The 21,805-nt window shown below is 61.2% G+C and carries 22 protein-coding genes; all 22 read left to right on the forward strand.

Features of this window, described 5'->3' with window-relative positions; all coding sequences use genetic code 11:
* Positions 1-2 precede the first annotated feature (2 nt).
* The 22 genes from PGW49_RS01295 to PGW49_RS01400 all read left to right on the forward strand — a co-directional run bounded on the left by PGW49_RS01295 (position 3) and on the right by PGW49_RS01400 (position 21,800).
* Positions 3-947, forward strand: coding sequence for an aspartate carbamoyltransferase catalytic subunit (locus PGW49_RS01295; protein ID WP_035138537.1), 945 nt, complete (start codon positions 3-5; stop codon positions 945-947).
* Positions 931-2,220: a dihydroorotase gene (locus PGW49_RS01300; protein ID WP_117745965.1), complete on the forward strand. Its 1,290-nt coding sequence runs from the start codon at positions 931-933 to the stop codon at positions 2,218-2,220. The genes PGW49_RS01295 and PGW49_RS01300 overlap by 17 nt, the downstream gene beginning before the upstream one ends.
* Positions 2,221-2,336: 116 nt before the next feature.
* Positions 2,337-3,104 carry a dihydroorotate dehydrogenase electron transfer subunit gene (locus PGW49_RS01305; protein ID WP_117745987.1) on the forward strand — a complete coding sequence of 256 codons (768 nt, stop codon included), beginning with the start codon at positions 2,337-2,339 and terminating at the stop codon, positions 3,102-3,104.
* Positions 3,105-3,118: 14 nt separating this feature from the next.
* Positions 3,119-4,027, forward strand: coding sequence for a dihydroorotate dehydrogenase (locus tag PGW49_RS01310; RefSeq protein WP_006236128.1), 909 nt, complete (start codon positions 3,119-3,121; stop codon positions 4,025-4,027).
* Positions 4,021-4,737, forward strand: coding sequence for an orotidine-5'-phosphate decarboxylase (gene pyrF / locus PGW49_RS01315; RefSeq protein ID WP_138374177.1), 717 nt, complete (start codon positions 4,021-4,023; stop codon positions 4,735-4,737). The genes PGW49_RS01310 and pyrF overlap by 7 nt, the downstream gene beginning before the upstream one ends.
* Positions 4,738-4,976: 239 nt before the next feature.
* Positions 4,977-5,285 carry an integration host factor, actinobacterial type gene (gene mihF, locus PGW49_RS01320; RefSeq protein WP_006236130.1) on the forward strand — a complete coding sequence of 103 codons (309 nt, stop codon included), beginning with the start codon at positions 4,977-4,979 and terminating at the stop codon, positions 5,283-5,285.
* Positions 5,286-5,855 carry a guanylate kinase gene (gene gmk, locus PGW49_RS01325; RefSeq protein ID WP_138374178.1) on the forward strand — a complete coding sequence of 190 codons (570 nt, stop codon included), beginning with the start codon at positions 5,286-5,288 and terminating at the stop codon, positions 5,853-5,855.
* Positions 5,856-5,860: 5 nt separating this feature from the next.
* On the forward strand, positions 5,861-6,142 hold the full coding sequence (locus PGW49_RS01330; RefSeq protein ID WP_035138532.1) for a DNA-directed RNA polymerase subunit omega: 282 nt from the start codon (positions 5,861-5,863) through the stop codon (positions 6,140-6,142).
* On the forward strand, positions 6,143-7,387 hold the full coding sequence (gene thiI / locus PGW49_RS01335; RefSeq protein WP_118289040.1) for a tRNA uracil 4-sulfurtransferase ThiI: 1,245 nt from the start codon (positions 6,143-6,145) through the stop codon (positions 7,385-7,387).
* Positions 7,388-7,636: 249 nt separating this feature from the next.
* A complete protein-coding gene (locus PGW49_RS01340; protein ID WP_240134245.1) occupies positions 7,637-8,314 on the forward strand; it encodes a helix-hairpin-helix domain-containing protein in 678 nt (225 codons plus the stop codon).
* Complete coding sequence (locus PGW49_RS01345) at positions 8,311-10,614, forward strand: DNA internalization-related competence protein ComEC/Rec2 (protein WP_138374180.1); 2,304 nt, start codon at positions 8,311-8,313, stop codon at positions 10,612-10,614. The genes PGW49_RS01340 and PGW49_RS01345 overlap by 4 nt, the downstream gene beginning before the upstream one ends.
* Positions 10,615-10,692: 78 nt before the next feature.
* Positions 10,693-11,655 (forward strand): DNA polymerase III subunit delta, encoded by a 963-nt coding sequence (holA, locus tag PGW49_RS01350; protein ID WP_161115781.1) that lies wholly within the window; start codon positions 10,693-10,695, stop codon positions 11,653-11,655.
* A gap of 133 nt (positions 11,656-11,788) precedes the next feature.
* A complete protein-coding gene (gene rpsT, locus PGW49_RS01355; protein WP_022094714.1) occupies positions 11,789-12,055 on the forward strand; it encodes a 30S ribosomal protein S20 in 267 nt (88 codons plus the stop codon).
* 96 nt (positions 12,056-12,151) lie between these two features.
* The gene (lepA, locus tag PGW49_RS01360; protein ID WP_270225151.1) at positions 12,152-13,963 is read left to right on the forward strand and encodes a translation elongation factor 4; all 1,812 of its coding nucleotides are present in this window, start codon (positions 12,152-12,154) and stop codon (positions 13,961-13,963) included.
* A 4-nt stretch (positions 13,964-13,967) separates the two neighbouring features.
* The gene (gene dusB / locus PGW49_RS01365) at positions 13,968-15,011 is read left to right on the forward strand and encodes a tRNA dihydrouridine synthase DusB (RefSeq protein WP_270225153.1); all 1,044 of its coding nucleotides are present in this window, start codon (positions 13,968-13,970) and stop codon (positions 15,009-15,011) included.
* Positions 15,012-15,013: 2 nt separating this feature from the next.
* On the forward strand, positions 15,014-16,246 hold the full coding sequence (gene hemW / locus PGW49_RS01370) for a radical SAM family heme chaperone HemW (RefSeq protein WP_055285152.1): 1,233 nt from the start codon (positions 15,014-15,016) through the stop codon (positions 16,244-16,246).
* Between the two features lie 58 nt (positions 16,247-16,304).
* A complete protein-coding gene (locus tag PGW49_RS01375) occupies positions 16,305-17,408 on the forward strand; it encodes a DnaJ domain-containing protein (protein WP_238057436.1) in 1,104 nt (367 codons plus the stop codon).
* Between the two features lie 81 nt (positions 17,409-17,489).
* Entirely contained in the window at positions 17,490-18,638 is a 1,149-nt protein-coding gene (gene dnaJ, locus PGW49_RS01380) for a molecular chaperone DnaJ (RefSeq protein ID WP_238057437.1), read from the forward strand.
* A 9-nt stretch (positions 18,639-18,647) separates the two neighbouring features.
* Positions 18,648-19,940 carry a MiaB/RimO family radical SAM methylthiotransferase gene (locus PGW49_RS01385; RefSeq protein ID WP_270225156.1) on the forward strand — a complete coding sequence of 431 codons (1,293 nt, stop codon included), beginning with the start codon at positions 18,648-18,650 and terminating at the stop codon, positions 19,938-19,940.
* Entirely contained in the window at positions 19,921-20,907 is a 987-nt protein-coding gene (locus tag PGW49_RS01390; RefSeq protein WP_270225157.1) for a PhoH family protein, read from the forward strand. Before PGW49_RS01385 ends, PGW49_RS01390 begins: the two co-directional genes overlap by 20 nt.
* Entirely contained in the window at positions 20,904-21,413 is a 510-nt protein-coding gene (ybeY, locus tag PGW49_RS01395; protein ID WP_117654802.1) for an rRNA maturation RNase YbeY, read from the forward strand. Before PGW49_RS01390 ends, ybeY begins: the two co-directional genes overlap by 4 nt.
* 9 nt (positions 21,414-21,422) lie before the next feature.
* Positions 21,423-21,800: a diacylglycerol kinase family protein gene (locus PGW49_RS01400; RefSeq protein WP_270225159.1), complete on the forward strand. Its 378-nt coding sequence runs from the start codon at positions 21,423-21,425 to the stop codon at positions 21,798-21,800.
* Positions 21,801-21,805: the final 5 nt, after the last annotated feature.

The raw sequence follows: 21,805 nt of genomic DNA on the forward strand, positions 1-21,805 counted from the left end.
CCGTGGCGTTCAACCATAAGCACCTGATCGACATTACCGAGTACTCCGAAGAGGACATCAAGCTCATCCTCGAGACCGCCAAGGCGTTCTCCGAGGTTAACGAGCGTGCGATCAAGAAGGTCCCCACGCTCAAGGGCAAGACCATCGTCAACATGTTCAACGAGCCCTCGACGCGCACCCGCAGCTCCTTCGAGCTCGCCGAGAAGCGTCTTTCGGCCGACAGCCTTAACTTTGGCGGCTCCTCGACCTCCACGGTCAAGGGTGAGAGCCTCGTCGACACCGTCGAGACCCTCAATGCCTACAAGATCGACTGCATCGTCGTGCGAGATAAGCACGCCGGTGCTCCCTACATCGTCACGCAGAACTCGCCCGCGAGCGTCATCTGCGCCGGCGACGGCAAGCACAACCATCCCACGCAGGCCCTGCTCGACCTGTACACCATCTGGGAGCACAAGGGCGACTTCCACGGTCTGAAGGTCGCCGTCGTCGGCGATATCGCGCACTCCCGTGTTTGCGGTTCACTGATCCCCGCCCTTAAGATCATGGGCTGCGAGACCTACGCCGTCGCCCCCGGCACGCTGCTGCCGCCGGCGCCCGAGGTCCTGGGCTGCGACCACGTGACGAGCGACCTCGATTCCGTCCTGCCCGAGCTGGACGTCGTCTACATGCTGCGCGTGCAGCAGGAGCGCCTCGAGGGCGCCCCGTTCCCGACCATTCGTGAGTACCACAAGCTCTTCGGTCTGACCAAGGACCGCGAGAAGCTCATGAAGCCCGATGCGATCATCTGCCACCCGGGCCCCATCAACCGCGGCGTCGAGTTCGACTCCTATATGGCCGACCACCCGCAACGCTCCGTCATCCTGGAGCAGGTCTACGCCGGTATCTGCGTGCGTATGGCTATCCTGTATCTGCTGCTTGGAGGTGCCGATAATGGCCTTGCTTCTTAAGAATGCCCACGTCGTCGACCCGTCCGTCGAGCTTGACGGTGTCGTTGACGTCCTGATTGACGGCGATAAGATCGCCGAGGTCGGCGAGAATCTCGCCGTCGAGGGGGCCGAGGTCCGCGACCTTTCCGGCAAGTACCTCGTCCCCGGCCTGGTGGATATGCACGTTCACCTTCGTGAGCCCGGCTACGAGGTCAAAGAGGACATCGAGAGCGGCACCCGCGCTGCTGCCAAGGGCGGCTTTACCGGCGTGTGCGCCATGCCCAACACCGATCCCGTCACCGATAACGGCACCGTCGTGGAGTTCGTCAAGTCCCGTGCTGCCGAGGTCGGTCACTGCCGCGTCTATCCGTCGGGCGCCATGACCCGCGGTCTTAAGGGCGAGGCCATGTCCGAGATGGGTGATATGGTCGCCCACGGCGCCGTCGCCTTCACCGACGACGGTCGCGGCGTGCAGGGCGCGGGCATGCTCCGTCGCTGCATGGACTACGGCAAGATGTTCGGCAAGGTCTTTATGAGCCACTGCCAGGACGAGGACCTGGTCGGCCACGGCCAGATCAACGAGGGCAAGGTCTCGACCCGTCTGGCTCTCGAGGGCTGGCCGGCTGCCGGCGAGGAGCTCCAGATCGCTCGCGACATCGAGATCGCCAAGCTGACCGGCGCCAAGCTGCACATTCAGCACATCTCCACCGCCCATGGCCTGGAGATCGTGCGTGCCGGTAAGGCCGCTGGTGTTCAGGTTACCTGCGAGGCCACTCCGCACCACATGTTCCTGACCGAGAACGACCTGGACGAGACCTACAACACCTCGCTCAAGGTCAACCCGCCGCTGCGCACCGACGAGGACGCCGAGGCCATCCGTCAGGGCGTCATCGACGGCACCGTCGACGCTATCGTCACCGATCACGCTCCCCACACCCCGTGGGAGAAGGCGCGCGAGTTCGAGCTTGCGCCCTTTGGCATGATCGGCCTCGAGACCTCGCTGTCGCTCGTACTCACCGAGCTGGTCAACACGGGCAAGATGAGTATGGGCCGCATGGTCGAGCTCATGGCCATCAAGCCGCGTGAGATCCTGGGCCTCGACCAGGTTCAGGTCAAGGCGGGCTCCGTTGCCGACCTGACCGTGTTCGACGCGTCCGCCACCTGGACGGTCGGCGAGGATGGATACGAGTCGCGTGCCGAGAACTCCGGTTTTGCCGGCCGCACGCTCACTGGTCGTGCCACCGATGTGTTTGTCGGCGGTAAGCAGACGCTCGCCGACGGCTGCATCTGCTAGCATAGCCTTATCGCTTTTGTGCGCGGTGCCCTTGCGGTGCCGCGCTTTCTGTTCGTTTTGACCATGCAACCGCATGGGGGATTGGAGCGTCTATGCCCACACCTTCCACTGCACGCATGCACGACTTCGAGGTCGTCTCGAACCGGGAGATTGCCGACGGCATCTTCTCGCTCGTCATCTCGGCCCCCAAGCTTGCAAGTGCGCTCAAGCCCGGTCAGTTTGTGAACATTGCCGTGCCCGGTGATGCGTCCTCGCTGCTTCGCGTGCCCCTGAGCTTCTATCGCGCCGACGCCCAGGCCGGCACCGTCGAGCTGTGGTACGCCGTCGTGGGCGACGACACCCGTCGTCTGTCGCAGATGGCCCCCGGTTCCACCTCTAATCTGCTGGGCCCCGGCGGACGCGGCTGGCTTGTGCCCGAGGGCACTAGGAAAGCGCTGCTCGTTGCGGGCGGCATCGGTGTTCCGCCCGTGCTGTGCCTTGCCGGTAAGCTTGCCGAGCAGGGTGTGGCCGTCGACGTGTGCCTGGGCTTTGGCACCGCGTCCAAGGCTGTGGGTATCGATGAGTTCCGCGCTCTGTGCGATACGGTCGACGTTTGCACCGACGACGGCTCGCTCGGCACGCACGGTTTTTGCACCGATCCTGCCGCCGAGCTGCTCGGCGAGGGCGGCTACGACTACGTCGCCAGCTGCGGTCCCGCCGTCATGATGAAGAAGGTCGCCGCCGCTGCTGCCGAGGCCGGTGCGTACTGCGAGGTGTCGCTCGAGCGCATGATGAGCTGTGGCTTTGGCGCCTGCAACACCTGCAATGTCGAGACGGTCGACGGTATGAAGGGCGCCTGCATGTGCGGCCCCGTGTTCGATGCTTCCAAGGTGGTGGTCTTCTAGTGGGTACTGTGAACATGGCCGTCGATTTCGGCGGCGTCAAGATGCAAAACCCCATCAACACCGCAGCCGGTACCTTTGGCTACGGTTGGCAGTTCCAGAACTTCTTTGATGTTTCCCAGCTGGGCGCCATCACCACCAAGGGCTGCGCTGCCGAGCCCTGGCCCGGCAACCCCGCGCCCCGCATGGCCGAGATTCCCGGCGGTATGATCAACTCCGTGGGCCTTCAGAACCCCGGCGTGGCCGCCTTTGCCCGCGAGTCCGGTCCGTGGCTCGAGCAGCTCTCCAAGGACGGCTGCCAGGTCATCTGTCAGGTTGCCGGCCACTCCGTTGACGAGTTTGTCCGCGCACTCGAGATGTATGTCGAACTGTGCCCCTGGGCTGCCGGCTACGAGATCAACGTGAGCTGCCCTAATATCGCCGCCGGCGGTGCCGCCATGGGCTCCACGCCCGAGGGCGCCTCTTCCGTTATGGCTGCCTGCCGCAAGGTGACCGATAAGCCGCTGTTCGTAAAGATGGCTCCGGTTAACGTTGCCGAGATTGCCAAGGCCCTCGAGGCTGCCGGTGCCGACGGCCTTTCGGTCATCAACTCCATCCAGGGCATGGCCATCGACGTCCATACCCGCAAGTCCCGCGTGGCCAAGCCCAAGGGCGGCCTTTCGGGCCCGCTGTGCCACCACATCGCCGTGCGCATGGTCTGGGAGGTTGCCCAGGCCGTCGATATCCCCATCAACGGTGTCGGCGGCGTCATGACGGGCGAGGATGCGGCCGAGTTTATTCTGGCCGGCGCCACCTGCGTGTCGGTCGGCATGGCCAACTTCGTCGATCCGTGCGCTTCGCTCAAGATCGCGCACGAGCTCGAGGCCTGGGCCGAGTCTCAGGGCGTGAAGGACATCAACGAACTGGTAGGTGCGTTCGAATGCTAGAGACCGATGCCCGCGACCGTGTTATCGTCGCTCTCGACTGCGACCGTGAGCGTGCGCTCGAGCTTGCCCACGAGCTTTCGGGCCATGCCGCCTGGCTCAAGGTTGGCATGACGCTCTATTACGCCGAGGGTCCTGAGATCGTCAAGACGTTCAAGGATTTGGGCTTTAAGGTTTTCCTCGACCTTAAGTTCCATGATATTCCGCATCAGGTTCGCGGCGCCGCCCGTTCGGCCTCGCTTGCTGGTGCCGACCTGCTCTCGGTTCACGGCTTGGGTTCGGGCGCCATGCTCGCTGCCTGCCGCGAGGGTGCCGAGGAGGCGCGCGAGGACCGCGCCAAGCTCGTCGCCATCACCGTTCTCACGAGCATGAATCAGGATGCCTTGAGCGAGATCGGCGTCGAGTCGCCCGTGTCCGAGGAGGCCGCCCGCCTGGCAAAGCTCGCTCAGGCCAACGGCATCGATGGCATCGTGTGCTCGCCGATGGAGGCTCACGACATGCGTGAGCTGCTGGGTTCTGATGCCCTGATCGTGACTCCGGGCGTGCGTCCGGTGGGTGCCGCCCTTGGTGACCAGTCCCGCGTGGCGACGCCTTCCCAGGCTATCGAGCGCGGCGCAAGTCATATTGTGGTGGGCCGTCCCATCACCGGCGCCGACGATCCGGTTGCCGCCTTTGACGCCATCGTCGCCGAGCTGGTCGAAAACGTCGCGTAAAAGATTCCCCTAAGTCACCACTTTTGGGTCTCATTAGCACAAAATAGCCCCTGTGCCTGCGTAAACTTTCCCATCCTTTGTGTGGAATCGCAGGTCAGGGGCTTAACTTTGGGCGCAGTATATTGCACTTTTTGCGGGTATCGTCTAACCTATGGAGCCGCGATTGGGCATTTTGTACGTTCTACGTGCTAAAATGCCAATTATTGAATCAGATATAACCCAACTACTTGGAGGTACGAATGGCACTCCCTCAGCTTACCGATGAGCAGCGCAAGCAGGCTCTTGAGAAGGCTGCTGCCGCACGTCACGCCCGCGCTGAGCTTCGCGAGCAGATCAAGAAGGGCGAGAAGTCCCTCGAGTCCGTGCTCAACTCCGATGACCCCATCGCTTCCCGCATGAAGGTTTCCACCCTCATCGAGTCTCTTCCTGGTTATGGCAAGGCCAAGGCCGCCAAGATCATGGAGGAGCTCGGTATCTCCGCTACCCGTCGCGTCCAGGGCCTCGGCGTCCGTCAGCGCGAGCAGCTCCTCGAGCAGCTGACCAAATAAGTGAGCGCTCAGGATTCCAAGCTCTTTGTGATTTCTGGACCGTCAGGCGCAGGCAAGGGTACGCTCGTCACTCGTGTGCGCGAGCGCCGCTCGAACCTGGGCCTGACGGTTTCGGCTACCACGCGAGCACCACGCAAAGGTGAGGTCGACGGCGTCAACTACTTTTTTCTGACGCGCGAGGAGTTCGACCGCCGCGTGGCAAACGGTGAGTTTGTTGAGTGGGCCGAGGTCCACGGTAACTGCTACGGCACGTTGGTGAGCGAGGTCCAGTCCAAGCTCGCCTCTGGTTCGTCTCTGATTTTGGAGATCGATGTCCAGGGCGCCCTGCAGGTGAAGGAGCGTTTCCCCGAGGCCGTGCTGATCTTTATCAAGCCGCCTTCGCTTGAGGTGCTCCGCGAGCGTCTAGTCGGTCGCGGTACCGAGACGCCCGAGACGATTGAGCTGCGTATGGCAAACGCCGCCGATGAGCTTGCCCTTGCCGACCGCTACGACGACGTCGTGGTTAATGACGATCTCGACCGCGCGACCGATGAGCTCGTTCGCGTTCTCGATATGCATGAAAGGATCTGAGGTCCGTGTCCGTTGTAAAGCCTTGCATTGACGATCTTCTGGAGAAGACCGATCACAACCGCTTCCTGCTCGCTTCGCTTGCCTCCAAGCGCGCCTGCGACATCAATAGCATGCTGCGTGGCCAGCACAACCGCGTGCTTGCCGTCCAGGATGTCGATGACATCACCATCGGGCTTTCCGGTGCCGATACCATCTCGATGGCTATGGACGAGATTGTCGACGGCGACATCTCTTACGACGAGGCCCGTTACGAGAAGGCGCTCGGCCACAAGGTTGCTGAAGCCTAAATGGCGGCTCGCGTCTGCCTGGTCCACTATCACGAGGTTGGACTGAAGGGCAAGAACCGCGCACATTTTGAGCATATCCTCATGGATAACATTAAGGCGGCTTTGGCCGCCTTTTCCGTGAACGCCGTGTCTCGAATTTCCGGTTATATCCTCGTGACCTTTAACGAGCATCAGGCCGATGATGCGGCGCGTGTTATTCGCACCGTTCCCGGCGTTGCTCGTGTGTCTTTGGCGTATCACACCAACCGCGACCCGCAGGAGTACTGCGCCGCCGCCGTCAAGGCGCTGCGCGAGTTTGGTTCCTTCGATTCGTTTAAGGTGCACGCTAAGCGCTCCAATACCGACTATGAGCTCACCTCGATTGACATCAATCGTCAGGTGGGCGAGGTGTTGTGTGAGGCCTTCCCCGATAAAAAGGTTCAAATGCACGACCCCGATGCGATGGTGCACGTACTGGTGGTCCAGGGTAGCGTTTATGTGTACGCGCGCTCCGAGCGCGGCGTGGGCGGTCTGCCGGTGGGTTCTGCCGGCAAGGTCGTGACGCTGCTGTCGTCAGGTATCGATTCTCCGGTGGCGACCTGGATGCTCGCGCGTCGCGGCGCGGTGTGCGTGCCGGTACATTTCTCCGGTCGTCCGCAGACGCCCGATACGAGCGAGTATTTGGTGCAGGATATCATCCGTGCGCTTGAGCCGGGTGTCCAGATCGGCCGCCTGTACGTGGTGCCGTTTGGCGACTGCCAGCGTGAGATTTCGGTCACCTGTCCCAGTAACCTTCGCGTGATCATGTATCGCCGCATTATGTATTCGGTTGCCGAGCGCATCGCGCATATCGAGGGCGCTAAGGCCATCGTTACGGGCGAATCGCTTGGGCAGGTTGCCTCCCAAACGCTTGAGAACATCATGGCTGTCAACGAGGCCGTGAAGATCCCCGTGTTCCGTCCTCTCATCGGTTCGGACAAGCAGGAGATCATCGCGCGCGCCGAGGAGATCGGTACGTTCGATATCTCGACTGAGGCCGCTCCCGACTGCTGCACGCTGTTTATGCCGCGCCGTCCCGAGACGCACGCTAAACTCGATGCCGTGCATGAGGCCTGGGAGTTGTTCGATCACGAGGAGATGATCGAGCGCCTGCTCAAGCAGACCGAGTACATCGACTTCGAGAGCAACACGTATAAGGCCCCTAAGACCTTAAAACGCAAACATTCGGAGCTTGCTCCGCGTGAGATTTACCAAGATCACGAGTAATTTTGTGCATAGACCGACGATGCGTCTGCATCGTCGGTCTTTTGCTATCTGGGCATTTTGCGGCTAAGTGTTCATTTGCTGACGTGTGCCTGAATAAATGGACAGTATTTCGCAAGGTTTTGGTCGGCTTTTGGTTTGACCGCGAAAACCGGTTTTGGAGAATGGCTGTTGCAGGACTCTTTTCCTGACACGATGTTGTTGGGAGGTTTTGCTATGGCGCAGCGCGAACAACACGAACGGGTCAAACGGATGGACCGCTTGGCGGACAAGCTGCTCGGTCATAAGGCAGTGGTGATGGCGATACTGGTCGTCATTGCGATGGCGAGTGGACTGGCGATGGCGAACCTTGGCGGCGGTGCCGGCAGTGTGTCGTTTGAGCACACTGATGGTTCGGGTTCGTTAGTGGAGCCGGGATCCGGCGATGCCTCGAGCGGAAAGACATCCGAAGGCTCTTCGCCTAAGGCGTCTGCCGCGGCAGAGGTTTATGTCGATGTTGATGGCGCCGTTGTGTCGCCCGGTGTATATCGTCTCAAGGACGGCGCGCGGGTTGCTCAGGCGATTGATGCCGCCGGCGGGCTGGCGCCCGAGGCAGACGTTACGGGGCTCAATCGGGCATCTAAGGTCGTCGATGGACAGAAGATTCACGTTCCAACGGTAGGGGAGCAGCAGGCGTCCATTGCGGAAGCTGGTGTTGATGGTGGGGCTTCCGCATCATCGGGCGTGAGTGGCGTAACAGGCCTAGTAAATATCAATACGGCAAGCGCGGCAGAGCTGCAGACGCTCTCGGGCATCGGTCCCTCCATGGCCCAGTCGATTATCGATGAGCGGACAAAGAACGGTGGTTTTGCCTCGGTTGACGATCTGATGCGTGTGTCGGGAATCGGCGAGAAGAAGCTTGCCAAAATCAAAGATTCCATCTGCGTATGAGTGCGACCGAGCGCGAGCATGTGATGCCTCCGCGGCCTCTGATGCCGTGGACGATGGCCCTGTGTGCCGGCATGTGCATGAGCTGCGCCTTGGTGCTCAACGTGGCCGCCGATGCGCTGCTGTGGGAGCGGGCTTCGGCGGTCGGGCCGCTATGGGCCATTCCCGTTACGGCGGCGGTATTCGTTGTGCTGGCTCAATCTTGTGCGCGGCTTGCCCCTTGGAAGCGGTGGCTGTATGCCGCGTCCGTCGGTCTCGTGGCGGGAGCGGTCGTCTCGGCGTGGTGGGCTGTGGGCGTGCTAAGCGCCTCGAAGGCGCTCGACGGTCGAGCGGCAAGCAGCCTTGAGTTTGTCGTGCAGGGTGACCCATCCATAAACGACGACGTGTATTCCTATACCTGCGAGGCACGCACGGACGGTAAGAACTTGGCAATGGTTCGCCTATCGTGCGACCTCGAGCTCAAGGTCGGGGCGCACGTGCGTGTTATCGGTCGCGTTTCACGTTTTGAGAACGATGCGTATGGACGATCGCGCGTGCTCCGAGGCGAGGTGCGCAAGGTTAAAGTCGTTCGGATTTTGTCGGTCGATGAAGACTCTCCGGGGCCGCTGCTTCGGCTGCGAAATGGGCTGCTTGCGTCCATCGCGCCTGCGACCGACCCGGCGCGTGCACTCATAGCCGGTGTCGTCTGCGGTCGTTCGGCCGAGCTGCGCGCCCAGCCGGCGGGCGACTGGTTTTCGGTGACGGGAACGGCGCATCTTATCGCCGTCTCGGGCAGCCATTTGGCAATCGTGGGGTTTGTAATCGAGGGTGTATTGCAAAAGACTCGGTGTTCACGCGGTCTTCAACGGGCGATATTGGCGATAACGCTTGTGGGCTACGCTGCTTTTACGGGCGCGTCTCCCTCTGCCGTGCGCGCGTGCTGCATGGTGTTCGCGACGCTTGTCGTAAACGGCGCGGGGCGGCGCCGGCACGGCGCATCGGCACTCTTCGTTACCATGTCCATCTTTGTGTTGCTGCGGCCGACGGTTCTGTTCGAGATGGGCTTTCAGCTTTCATGTGCCAGCGTCTTAGCCATTCTGTGCTTTTGCCCCTATGCGACCTACGCTTTGGGTGAGCTGAGTGTTCCGTCGGGCGTTGCCAGCATGCTTTCCGTCACGCTGTGCTCGCAACTGGCGACACTTCCCATTACCATTCCTGCCTTCGGTACGTTCTCGCTCATTGCTCCGCTCGCAAATGCGGTCCTCGGTCCGGTGGTGAGCGCACTGCTCGCCGTGTCGATCGTGCTGGTTCCCTTTTCGCTCCTGGCGCCGTTGCGGACTTGGGCGCTCGTTGTGCCCATGATTGCCGCCCGTTGCGCGCTGTTCTTTGAGCAGCTGTTTGCCGCCGTGCCGGGTGCATCCGTGAGCGTGCCGCCCGATAGCATGTGGATTTACCTAGTGCCGTGTTTGCTGGCGGTTCTGCTTGTCTGGTGGCCGCGTCCCCGTGCACGTCCTATGGCGGTGGGGCTTGCATGCCTGGTGCTCTTGGCTGCGATTCCGTACGTCTACTGGGATCGATTCGCTCCGCCTTCGGTGACGGTGCTCGATGTGGGCCAGGCCGATGCGATTATTATTCGCCAGGGCGGCGCAGTGGCGCTCGTCGACTGCGGGCTCGACGAGCGCGTGGTGGCGGCGTTGGTTCGCAATAACGTGCACCATATCGATGCCGTCTTTGTGACGCATTGGGATGAGGATCACTGGGGTGGTCTGCCTGCCGTGCTCGAACAGTTTTCGGTCGGTACGATTGCCGTGGCGGCGGATGCGCTGGAGGATGCTCCTGCCGAGGTATTGAACCGACCTGGCGTGGAGTATCGGCAGGTGCGCCGTGGGGATACGGTCGATATCGGCTCATTTTGCGCCCGCGTGATGTGGCCATTCGAGTCCGTGGATGGCGAGGGAAATGAGGACTCGCTTGTCCTGCTGCTCTCATATGTTCAGGAAGGCAAGGGCCTGCGTATGCTCCTCACCGGTGATGCCGAGATCGACCAAGAACGGGAATTCGTGCAGGAGGTGGGGGATATCGACGTACTTAAACTTGGGCATCACGGCTCTAAGGTTTCAGTCGATGATGAGTTGCTGGACGTCCTGAAGCCCGAGCTTTCCCTCGCGAGTGCGGGCGAAGGGAATCGATACGGCCATCCGTCCGATGCCTGCATCGATGCCGTTAAGGAAGCGGGCGGCGTGTTCGCGTGCACTATCGAACACGGCGACATTACCGTCACGCCGGCTGCGAATGGCTTTGCGATGCGATGCCAGCGACCGTGACGACGTCGTTGGCGTGTGGTGGGCCCCTGGGCTAGAATGGCACGGAGCGAATACGAAGGCCTGCGGGAGGGGAGCGCAATGTCCGAAACCGGTCTGCTGCCGGCATATCTGATCGTCGGTACCGACGGAGTCAAGCGCGATCACGCCGTCTCGCGTATGAAAGCGCGTCTGGAAAAGTCGGGCATGGTCGAGTTCAACCTCGACGAGCGCGATATGACCAAAGACCCCGATATCGAGTCGATTATCGGATCGCTCAACACCTTTCCCATGGGCAGTGAGTTTCGCCTGGTAATCCTTGATGGCTGCTCAAAGCTCGCCAAGTCGGTCTCGGAGCCGCTCGTCGAGTATCTGGCGAGTCCCAGTCCCACAACGGTCTGCCTCATCATCGCCGACTCGCTTGCCAAGAACACGCGCCTGTATAAGGCGATCGCCAAGATCGACAAGAAGGCTGTGATCGATTGCTCCGGCACCAAGCGCTGGGAGCTACCGCGCCGCGTGCAGCAGATGGCGACGCAGCACGGCAAGTCGATCACGACGGCGGCCGCCGAGGAACTCGTCTCGCGTTCGGGTGAAAACACTCGCATGCTCGATAACGACTTGGCTAAGCTTGCCCAGATGGTCGAGGTGCCCCAGATTGAGCTTGTCGACGTTGAGCGCTGGATTGTACGTACGGCCGAGGTTCAACCCTGGGACTTTCTCAATGCGGTCTCGGCCCGTGACATGCGACGCTCGCTCGAGCTCTTCAATCTACTGCCCGCCAAGAGCTACGTGTGGACTTACACATTGCTGTGCGGCCGCATCCGCGAGCTTATCGTTGCCAAGGCGCTCGATGCGCGCGGACAGGGTCGTGAGCTGGCTGCAACACTTAAGCTCCAGTCCTGGCAGGTCAAGAATCACCTGACCTGGGCACGTCGCTTTTCGATGGCAGAGCTCGTTGCCGCGCTCGAGGGCGCGGTCGATGTGGAGCTCGCACTGAAGGGTTCGGCCGATTCTCAGACCGCGCTTTTGCTCTGGATTACGAACATCTTGAGAAAATCGTGATGATACCTGCCTATTTGACAAATTCGTTCTATCCCTTTGAGGGGGAGCGTGCTATAGTAGGCGCTTGCATGACCTCACCGTGTCTCAGAGGTGTCATACATTTTTTGCAAGGAACTCGAAAGGAACTCCAGAAGTGGCAAACATCAAGTCTCAGAAGAAGCGTATCCGCACCAATGAGGCAGCTCGCATGCGTAACAAGGCTGTCAAGTCCGAGCTCAAGACGCTGACCAAGCACGTCCAGTCCGCCGTCGCCGAGGGCGACGCCGAGAAGGCCCAGGCTGCCCTCAAGACCGTCACCAAGCGTCTCGACATGGCTGCCGCCAAGCATGTTATCCACAAGAACCAGGCTTCCAACCGCAAGTCCGGTCTTGCCAAGCTCGTGAACAGCATCAACGCCTAAGTTGTAAATTTCACACCACACAGATTACGCGCATAAATGGAGCCTGTTTTATGGAACAGGCTCCATTTTTTGTACCGCTCGGGTAAGATAGTCCGCATGAATACTTCAATTGACATTTCCCACATCCGCAACTTCTCGATTGTTGCGCACATCGACCATGGCAAGTCCACGATCAGTGACCGCATTCTCGAGCTCACCCATACCGTCGACGAGCGCGACATGGAGTCGCAGCTGCTCGACACCATGGATATCGAGCGCGAGCGCGGCATCACGATCAAGTCCAATGCCGTTCGCGTGTCCTATGACGCCGACGATGGCGAGACGTATCAGTTCAATCTGATCGATACGCCGGGCCACGTGGACTTTACCTATGAGGTCTCGCGCTCGCTGGCAGCCTGTGAGGGCGCGGTGCTCGTTGTCGACGCCACACAGGGCGTCGAGGCACAGACCGTCTCCAACGCGACGCTTGCCATGAACGCCAATCTGGACATTGTGCCGGCCATCAACAAGATCGACCTGCCCTCGGCTCATCCCGACGAGGTTAAGACCGAGATTGAGGATGACCTGGCGATCCCTGCCGATGATGCCGTGTGTGTCTCGGGCAAGACCGGCGAGGGCATCCACGATCTGCTGGAGTCCATTGTCTTTCTGATCTCTCCGCCCAAGGGCGATGCGAATGCGCCGCTCAAGGCACTCATTCTGGATTCATACTTCGACGAGTATCGTGGCGTCGTCGCCACGGTGCGCATCTTTGACGGCTCCATCAAAAAGGGCGATACCTTGCGCATGATGCAGGCAAAGGGCGACTTTTTGGTCGATGGCGTGGGCGTCAAGCGTCCCGCCGAGACGCCGGTCGACGCGCTGACGGTCGGCGAGGTCGGATACGTGGTCACGGGCCTGAAGGACCCCGAGGCCGTTCGCGTGGGCGACACCCTTACCTGGGCGTCGAACCCCTGCCCCGAGCCGCTTCCCGGTTACCGCGAGGCTAAGCCCATGGTCTATACGGGCCTGTTCCCGATCGATAACAAGGACTACGAGAGCCTGCGTGACGCGCTCGATAAGCTGCATGTCAACGACCCGTCGTTGGTGTGGGAGCCCGAGACCTCGGTGGCGCTCGGCTTTGGCTTCCGCGTGGGCTTCTTGGGCCTGCTGCATATGGAGGTCGTCAAGGAGCGCCTGGAGCGTGAGTTCAATCTTGACCTCATTGCCACGAGCCCCTCGGTGGACTATCACGTCTACAAGACCGACGGCGAAATGATCGATGTCCGCAGCCCGCAGGACCTTCCCGAGGCCACGCGCATTGAGCGTATCGAGGAACCCTACCTCAAGGCAAAGATCATCTGCCCGCCTGAGTACACGGGTGCCGTTATGCAGCTCGCCATCGAGCACCGCGGCGTAACGACCGACATGATTCACCTCACGAGCAAATCGGTCGAGATGCGCTTCGATATGCCGCTCGCCGAGCTCATCTTGGACTTCTTTGACCAGCTCAAGAGTCGTACCAAGGGCTATGCCTCGCTCGACTACGAGTTCAACGAGTACCGTCCCTCCGAGCTCGTGAAGCTCGATATCTTGCTTTCGGGCGACGAGGTGGACGCGCTGTCGTTTATCGTCCATAAGGACAAGGCCTATGGCCTGGCCCGTGGTCTGTGCGACAAACTTAAGGAGATCATCCCGCGTCAGCTGTTCGAGGTTCCCATCCAGGGTGCTATCGGCAACAAAATCATCGCCCGTTCTACCGTCAAAGCGCGTCGCAAGGACGTTCTTGCTAAGTGCTACGGCGGCGATATCTCGCGTAAGCGCAAGCTGCTCGAGAAGCAGAAAGAGGGCAAGAAGCGCATGAAGGCCATCGGCTCGGTCGAGGTCCCGCAGGAGGCCTTTATGGCGATCCTCAAGGTGGACGAGTAGGTCTATGGCGCTTTCCGAATACAGCAAGCGGCTGCTGGGCGCCTATGCCGAGCAGCCGTTCCTTATGGCTCCCATGGCGGGCGTAACCGATCCCGCTTATCGCATCATGTGCCGCCGCCGCGGTGCCAATCTCGCCTATAGCGAGATGGTGAGCGTGGCGGGCCTTGCCTATGCCAGCAACAAGACCTGGCGCTTGGTGCTACCGGCCGACGAGGAGCAGCAGATTTGCGTGCAGCTCTTTGGCTCCAAGCCCGAGCAGTTTGCGAGTGCCGTCGCCGCCGTCGAGGAGCGTGTGGGCGATCGCCTGTCATTGATTGATATCAACATGGCCTGTCCGGCTCGCAAGGTCGTTACTAAGGGCGAAGGCTCGGCGCTTATGCGCACGCCCGACCTGGCCGAGAAGATTGTCGAGGCAGCGGTGGGCGCGGCGCATGTTCCCGTGACCGTGAAGATCCGCAAGGGTTTTTATGCCGAGGACCGCAACGCCGCAACGTTTGCCCAGATGCTTGAAGGGGCGGGCGCCTCTGCAGTTGCCGTGCACGGTCGTTGTGCCACGCAGCTCTACACCGGCCAGGCCGATTGGTCGGTTGTCGATGAGGTTGCCGACGCCGTCGAAATTCCCGTTATCGGTTCGGGCGATGTGTTCTCGGCCGAGGACGCTGCTGAGCATCTGCAAGGCTCGGGTGCCAGCGCGGTGTTTATCGCGCGCGGCATCTACGGCAATCCGTGGGTGTTCGGTGATGCTCGCGCCCTTGCGCTCGATGGCACGCCGGTTCCTTCTCGCTCCTCGGTCGAGCGCCTGGAGGCTCTGCGTGAGCACCTGACGTTGACGCACGAGCTTCTGCCGCTTATGTCGCGCGCCCGTACGTACGCGAGCTGGTATCTAAAGGGCATGCCCCATGCCGCCGCCTGGCGCGCTCAGGTGGTGCGCTGCTCCACGTACGAGGAGTTTATGGCACTGGTCGATGATATCGAGCGCGATGTGGTGGCCTGCGAGGCTGCCCTTGCCGCCGGCGAATCGGTGCCCCCTCATCCGCTGGAGGCTTAAGGGTGGCCGTTACCGCGCTGTACGTGCACGTGCCGTTTTGCGCCCAAAAGTGCCGGTACTGCGACTTTGACTCGCGCAGTTTTTCTCCGTGCGACCTGAGTGCTGCGCTCGATGTCTATTTTGAGCAGTTGTTCGCGCGCCTCGATGCTTTTGGCAAGGCTGGGGCCCTTGACCATATCCGCACCGTCTATGTTGGCGGCGGTACGCCGTCGCTGGCGGGGGAGCGCCTGGTGGAGCTGGCGCGGCGTATTCGTGCGTGGTGCGCCCCCGTTGAGTTTACCTGCGAGGCCAATCCCGAGTCGCTGACCGCCGAGCTTGCCACTGCGCTTGCCAAGGTTGGTGTCACACGCGTCTCTCTGGGCGTGCAAACGCTCGATAACACCGAACTTACCGCCATCGGCCGTATTCACGATGCCGATCGGGCGTTTGCCGCCATCGCGACGGTCAAGAACTCTGGGCTTGACGTGTCGTGCGACCTTATGTGCGGACTTCCCGGGCAGACCGCAGCGAGTTGGAAGCGCACGCTCGATGGCGTGCTGGCGGCGGCTCCGCATCATGTGTCGGTCTACCCGCTCACGCTTGAGGAGGGGACTCCCCTTTATCGCATGGCGTGCCGCGACGAGTCGGTCGAGCCCGACGAGGATTTTCAAGCTTCGTGCATGGATGTGGCGCGTGAGCGTCTGGGTGCGGCCGGCTATCACCCGTATGAGGTGGCAAGCTATGCGCTCGACGGACATGAGTGCGCCCATAACATTGCCTACTGGACCGGCCAGGGCTATTTGGGCCTGGGTCGTTCCGCCGCGGGCATGCTCGACGCCGAGGATTTCGACCGTCTTGCAGGTTTGTTCCCCGGCGTGTCTTCTCGAGGCGATTCGTACCGCGTGCGTCTGGTGCAACGTGACGATGACGCGACGGCGTTTGAGGCCGAATATCTGTCGCAGCGTGAGGCTGCGGCTGAAGACCTGATGCTGTCTTGTCGCATGACGGGCGGTGTTGCGTCCGACCTGTTGGTTCGTGCAGCTTGCGTCATCCCGGCCGATGAGCTGGCAGCTGCCTGCGATCGCGCGCTCGAATTGGGTCTTGCCACTTGGGTGCCCGAGACGCTCGGGGTCCATGAGGGACCTTTCACTTCGGCAGATGTCGTCGCGGGCTATGTTCGAGCTCGTCTGGCGCCGACACACTTGGGCTGGCTCGATGGAAATGTTCTGTTCGAGCTGTTTTGGGATCTAGCTTAGGCCGCTCGGGTAGAATTACCGGAATATATACGCTGCTGTGAGCAGGAGGTTGCCGCGCATGGCGACGATGAACGAAAAAGATTACTACGAGATTCTGGGTGTCTCCAAGGACGCCACCTCGCGTGATATTCAAAAGGCCTTTCAGCAAAAGGCCCGCAAGCTCCATCCGGACGTCAACAAAGAGCCGGATGCCGAGGAAAAGTTTAAAGAGGTTTCCGAGGCCTACGCCGTGCTTTCGGATGAGCAAAAACGTGCGCGCTACGACGCCATGCGCTCGGGCAATCCCTTTGCCGGTGCTCCTACGGCTTCGCCCTATGGTGGCGGCTACGCCGGCAACACAGGCTATGGCAATCCCTTTGAGGGCGGTTTTCCCTTTGGCGGCGCTTGGGGCCAGCAGCGTCGTGGGCAGGCTGCTTACAATCCCGAGAACGGCGCCAATGTGGTCGTCGATATCAAACTCGACGCCAAGGAGGCCAAGGGCGGTGCCCACAAGACCGTCCGCTATACGCGCTTCGATACCTGTGGTCACTGCGGTGGTTCGGGCTCTGTTTCGTCCGAGCATGCACATACCTGTCCGAGCTGCGGCGGTCGCGGTCACATCGATGTCGACCTGTCCTTTCTGTTTGGTGCCGGCACGTTCCAGTCGGTCTGCCCTGAGTGCGGTGGCTCCGGTAAGGTCGTCGCCGACCCCTGTCCCGATTGCGGCGGCAGCGGGCGGACCCGTGTGACCTCCGAGCAGACGATTGAGTTTCCCGCCGGCACGCACGATGGCGACGAGGTACGTATTGGCGGCATGGGCCACGCCGGCACCAACGGCGCCTCTGGCGGTGATCTGGTCGGTCGCGCCCATGTTGAGGCCGAGCGCCTGGAAGGCAAGGCCCGTACCGGTTTTTACCTGATGGGCATCGTGGCGCCGTTTTTGGTGCTATCGGCCATCTCGGGCGTGTTCTCGGCCTTTGCCGTGATGTGCTTTATTCCGTTTGCCATGGGCCTGTTCATGGTGCTCTCGGACGGCGTGCTGCACCGCAGCCTGCTGTGGTGGAAGCGCGGCGCGATGCAGTTTGCCAACGGTTTTGCCAACGGATTTATGTTTGCGCTCGTGTCGGTTTGGTTTGCGAGCTGCTCGCAACGTGCCATGCTTTCACCCTACGCAATGCAATAACATCAAACCCTCTGTTTGCGGCCGGCCCAGCTTGGGTATAGGACGCACTGTGACAATAATGAAAGTCGGAAGGATTCGGTCGTGTCGGAAAATAGGGATTACTACGAGGTGCTTGGCGTCGACAAGGATGCCGACGCGCGGACGATTAAGCGCGCGTTTCTAAAGAAGGCCCGTACCGTACACCCGGACGTTTCGGACGACCCCGAGGCCGAGGCCAAGTTCAAAGAGCTCAACGAGGCATATTCCGTTCTTTCCGATGAGCAGAAGCGTGCTAACTACGACCGTTACGGCACTGCCGACGGCCCTGGTGGTTCGGGCTACGTCGACATTAACGATATCTTTGGCGGCATGGGCATGGACGACCTCTTCTCGTCGTTCTTTGGCGGCGGTGCCGGCGGTGGCGCCCGAAATCGCCGTGAGCGTCGTCGCGGCCGCGACATGGCCATCTCCCTTTCGGTGACGCTCGAGGAGGCGGCACTCGGGTGCAAAAAGACGATCAGCTATGACCGCCTTGCTCCCTGTGAGGATTGCAATGGCACCGGTAGGGCCGAGGGCGCGCAGGAAAAGCAGTGCAGCCGCTGCCACGGCACGGGCTATGTCACGACGGTCCAGCGTTCGTTCCTGGGCCAGGTTCAGTCCTCTTCGCCTTGTCCCGACTGCCACGGCGAGGGCACGGTCATCGATCATCCCTGCGAGACCTGCGACGGTCAGGGCCGCACGCCTTCACATGAAAAGATCGACATCGATATCCCCGCCGGCGTTTCGACCGGTCGCCAGCTGCGCGTGAGCGGCTTTGGCGAGGCTGGCCTTCGCGGCGAGCCCTCGGGCGACCTGATCGTCAACGTGCGCGTCGCCGACCACGAGCGTTTTAAGCGCAACGGTGACGACCTGTACCTCGTGAGCGATATTTCGATTGCGCAGGCAGCGCTCGGCTGCGAGATCGAGGTCGAGGGCATTATGCCCGATGAGGTCGTCAAGGTGACGGTCCCTGCTGGTACACAGTACGGCGACACCGTGAGCGTCAATAATTACGGCATGCCGCGCATTGGCGGTGGCGGTTCGCGTGGTCGCCTGATCGTGCAACTGCGCGTGGTCGTTCCCACCAATCTTTCCAATAAGCAACACGAGCTGCTCCGTGCTTTTGCCGATGAGATGGGCGATGACGTCGCTTCCGGTAAGAAGTCGGTGACCGACCGTATCAAGAGTGCCCTCGACGATATCCTCGATTAAGGAGCCCGCGTGCTCGCACCCCATATTTCCGTCGTCAACCTCGGCTGCCGCGTCAACCGGGTTGAGTCTGACCGTATCACTGCCGATCTTATGCGCCTGGGCTTTGCTATTGTGGATCCCCAGGATGCCGATCTGATCGTCATTAACACCTGTGCCGTTACGGGCGAGGCCGAGGCCAAGACCCGTAAGGCCGTCCGTCATGCGCTGGCCCATCCTAACGACCCTTACGTGGTCGTAACCGGCTGCGTCGTCAACCTGCATCCCGAGGAGTTGCTGGAGCTCTCCGATCGCGTGATCGCCGAGCCGTCCAAGATTGACGTCGCCGAGCGCGTCTGCGAGGTGCTGGGTGTCGAATCCGATAGCGTTCCCGCCTGCAGCGATGGCGAGGTGGTCGATGCGCTCGGTCGCTCTCGCCTGGGCGTGAAGATTCAGGACGGCTGCAACCATCGCTGCACCTATTGCATTGTGTGGAAGGCACGCGGCCCCGAGCGCTCCGTGCCCGTCGAGTCCGTGCTCGAGCAAGTTCGCGAGGCCCAGGAGGCCGGCGTGCCCGAGGTGGTGCTGACCGGTGTGAACCTGGGTGCCTACGATGGCAAGAGCGCGACCGACGAGCACGTCGAAATCGATGAGCTGCTCGAGGCCATCATGGAGCGCACGTCTATTCCGCATGTGCGCATTTCCTCGGTCGAGCCCATGGATATCTCTGAGCGCCTGCTTAAGGTTATGGCGCGCTATCCGCAGCGTATCGCCCCGTTTTTGCACCTGCCCGTGCAGTCCGGCTGCACGGCGACCCTGCATCGCATGGGCCGTCCCTATAGTGCGGAGGCCTTTGAGGACACGGTGCGTATGATTCGCGCCAATCTGCCGCAGGCGTCACTTTCTTGCGACGTTATTGTCGGCTTCCCTGGTGAGACGGACGAGGAGTTCGAGGAGTCGCTGGCGCTGTGCCGCCGTGTGGGTTTCTCGCGTATGCACGTGTTCCGCTACAGCAAGCGTTCCGGTACCCTTGCTGCCGACATGCCCGACCAGGTTCCGCCCGAGGTTATGGCCGAGCGCAGCCGTCGTATGCGGGCCGCTGCACAGGAGCTCGCTATTGCCGACGCTCGCCGTCGCGTGGGCACGGTCGAGCGTGCCGTGCTCGAGTATGGCGACAACCTGACGCTCGGCTCGTTCCATCATGCCCGTCTTGACGATACCTGTGGACTTACAGCCCCGTGCCTGCTCGATGTTGCTATCATCGGAGTCGATGATTCCGGCTTGGTCCATGCACGCAGGGAGGTTCATGGAAGCCTCGAAGATTAGACTTACCGTTCCCGAGGGAATTGATCCCTCGTGCGTTTTGGGCGCCGGCGACGGCGTCCTTCGCGTGCTCGAGAGCTTGGTTCGCGCTCACGTGGTCGCCCGTGGCGATAGCATCGCCGTGAGCGGCGACCCGGACGAGGTCGAACTCGTGGTGCGTTTTTTCGAACATGCCTTTCGTGAGGCTGCTGCCGGGCGCACGCTTTCTGCCGACGATGTCTCGCGCTGTCTGGCCGTTCTGCGCGACGGTGAGCACGAGGCTACGTCGCTTCGCGATGACGTGCTGCTTTCGTATCGCGGCCGTGTCATTCGTCCCAAGACGCTCGGGCAAAAGCGCTATGTGGATGCCATTCGCTTGCATACCATCACCTTTGGCTTGGGTCCTGCCGGTACCGGTAAGACCTATCTGGCCATGGCGCTCGCCGTTGCCGCGCTCAAGCGTCACGAGGTGGGCCGTCTGATCTTGACGCGTCCGGTTGTCGAGGCGGGGGAGAATCTGGGCTTTTTGCCCGGTACTCTTGAGGAAAAGATCGATCCCTACATGCGTCCGCTCTACGACGCCCTTTTTGACATGATGGATTGCGAGCGCACCGATGAGCTTATGGAGCGCGGCGTGATCGAGATCGCCCCGCTTGCCTACATGCGCGGCCGCACGCTGAGCGATGCCTTCGTGGTGCTCGACGAGGCGCAAAATACCACGCCCGAGCAGATGAAGATGTTCCTGACGCGCTTGGGCTTTAACTCTAAGTTCGTGATTACCGGCGACCTGAGCCAGCGTGACCTGGTGGGTCGTCGTGGTGGCTTGACGGATGTCGAGAAGATTTTGGGCCGTGTTGACGATGTGGCGTTTGCGCACCTGGAGCGCGCCGACGTGGTGCGCCATGCCCTGGTGGGTCGTATCGTCGAGGCATATGAAGCTTATGATGACGTGCGCGAGCAGCGCCCGCGCGACCGAAAGGAGTCCCGTTGAGTGTATTGATCAGCAACGATGCCGAGCTCGATACGCTGCTCGACGCGCAGGAGGTGGAGCACATCTGCGAGGTTGTGCTTGCCGCCGAGGGCGTTGAACGTGAAGTCGAGATTTCCCTTTCGTATGTCGACGAGGACGAGATGCACGAGCTCAACCACGAGTGGCGCGGTATCGACCGCACCACCGATGTGCTCTCGTTTGAGTGCGATTCGGCCTTTGACGATGACATTCCCGCCGATGAGACGCTCGAGCTCGGCGATATTATCCTTGCCCCGCAGGTTATTGCCCGTCAGGCCCCCGGTTTTGGCAATAGCCCCGCTGACGAGTGCCGTCTGATGCTCGTACACGGAATGCTGCACCTGCTGGGCTATGACCACATCGAGGACGACGAGGCCGAGGTCATGGAGGCCCGCGAGGACGCCATCCTGCGCGATCTGGCGCTCGAGCGCGGCGAGGACCCCAAGCTGGTCCACGTCGGCCCCATCACCAACCACGCCCACGACTAGGAGCCGTCTATGATTCCCGGATCGAACAAGGACCATCCGTCCTTCTTTAAGTCGTTTTCCTACGCCATGGAGGGCTTCGTTACCGCCGTCAAGACCGAGCGCAACATCAAGGTCATGCTCGTTGCGGGCGTGTGTACCGTCATTGCCGGCTGCATCGTGGGACTCGACATTGCCGAGTGGGCCACGATTATCATCTGTTGTGGCCTGGTGATTCACGGCGAGCTGTGCAACACCGCTATGGAGGCCATCGTCGACCTGGCGACCCAGGAGCTCCATCCGCTGGCCAAGCGTGCGAAGGACATCGCCGCCGCCTCTGTATACATTCTTTCCATCACCGCCGCGATTGTGGGCGTGCTGGTATTTGCCCACGCGCTCGGCTTTATTTAGAAAGG

The sequence above is a fragment of the Collinsella aerofaciens genome (assembly GCF_027679495.1).
In the GTDB taxonomy this organism is placed as follows: domain Bacteria; phylum Actinomycetota; class Coriobacteriia; order Coriobacteriales; family Coriobacteriaceae; genus Collinsella; species Collinsella aerofaciens_AK.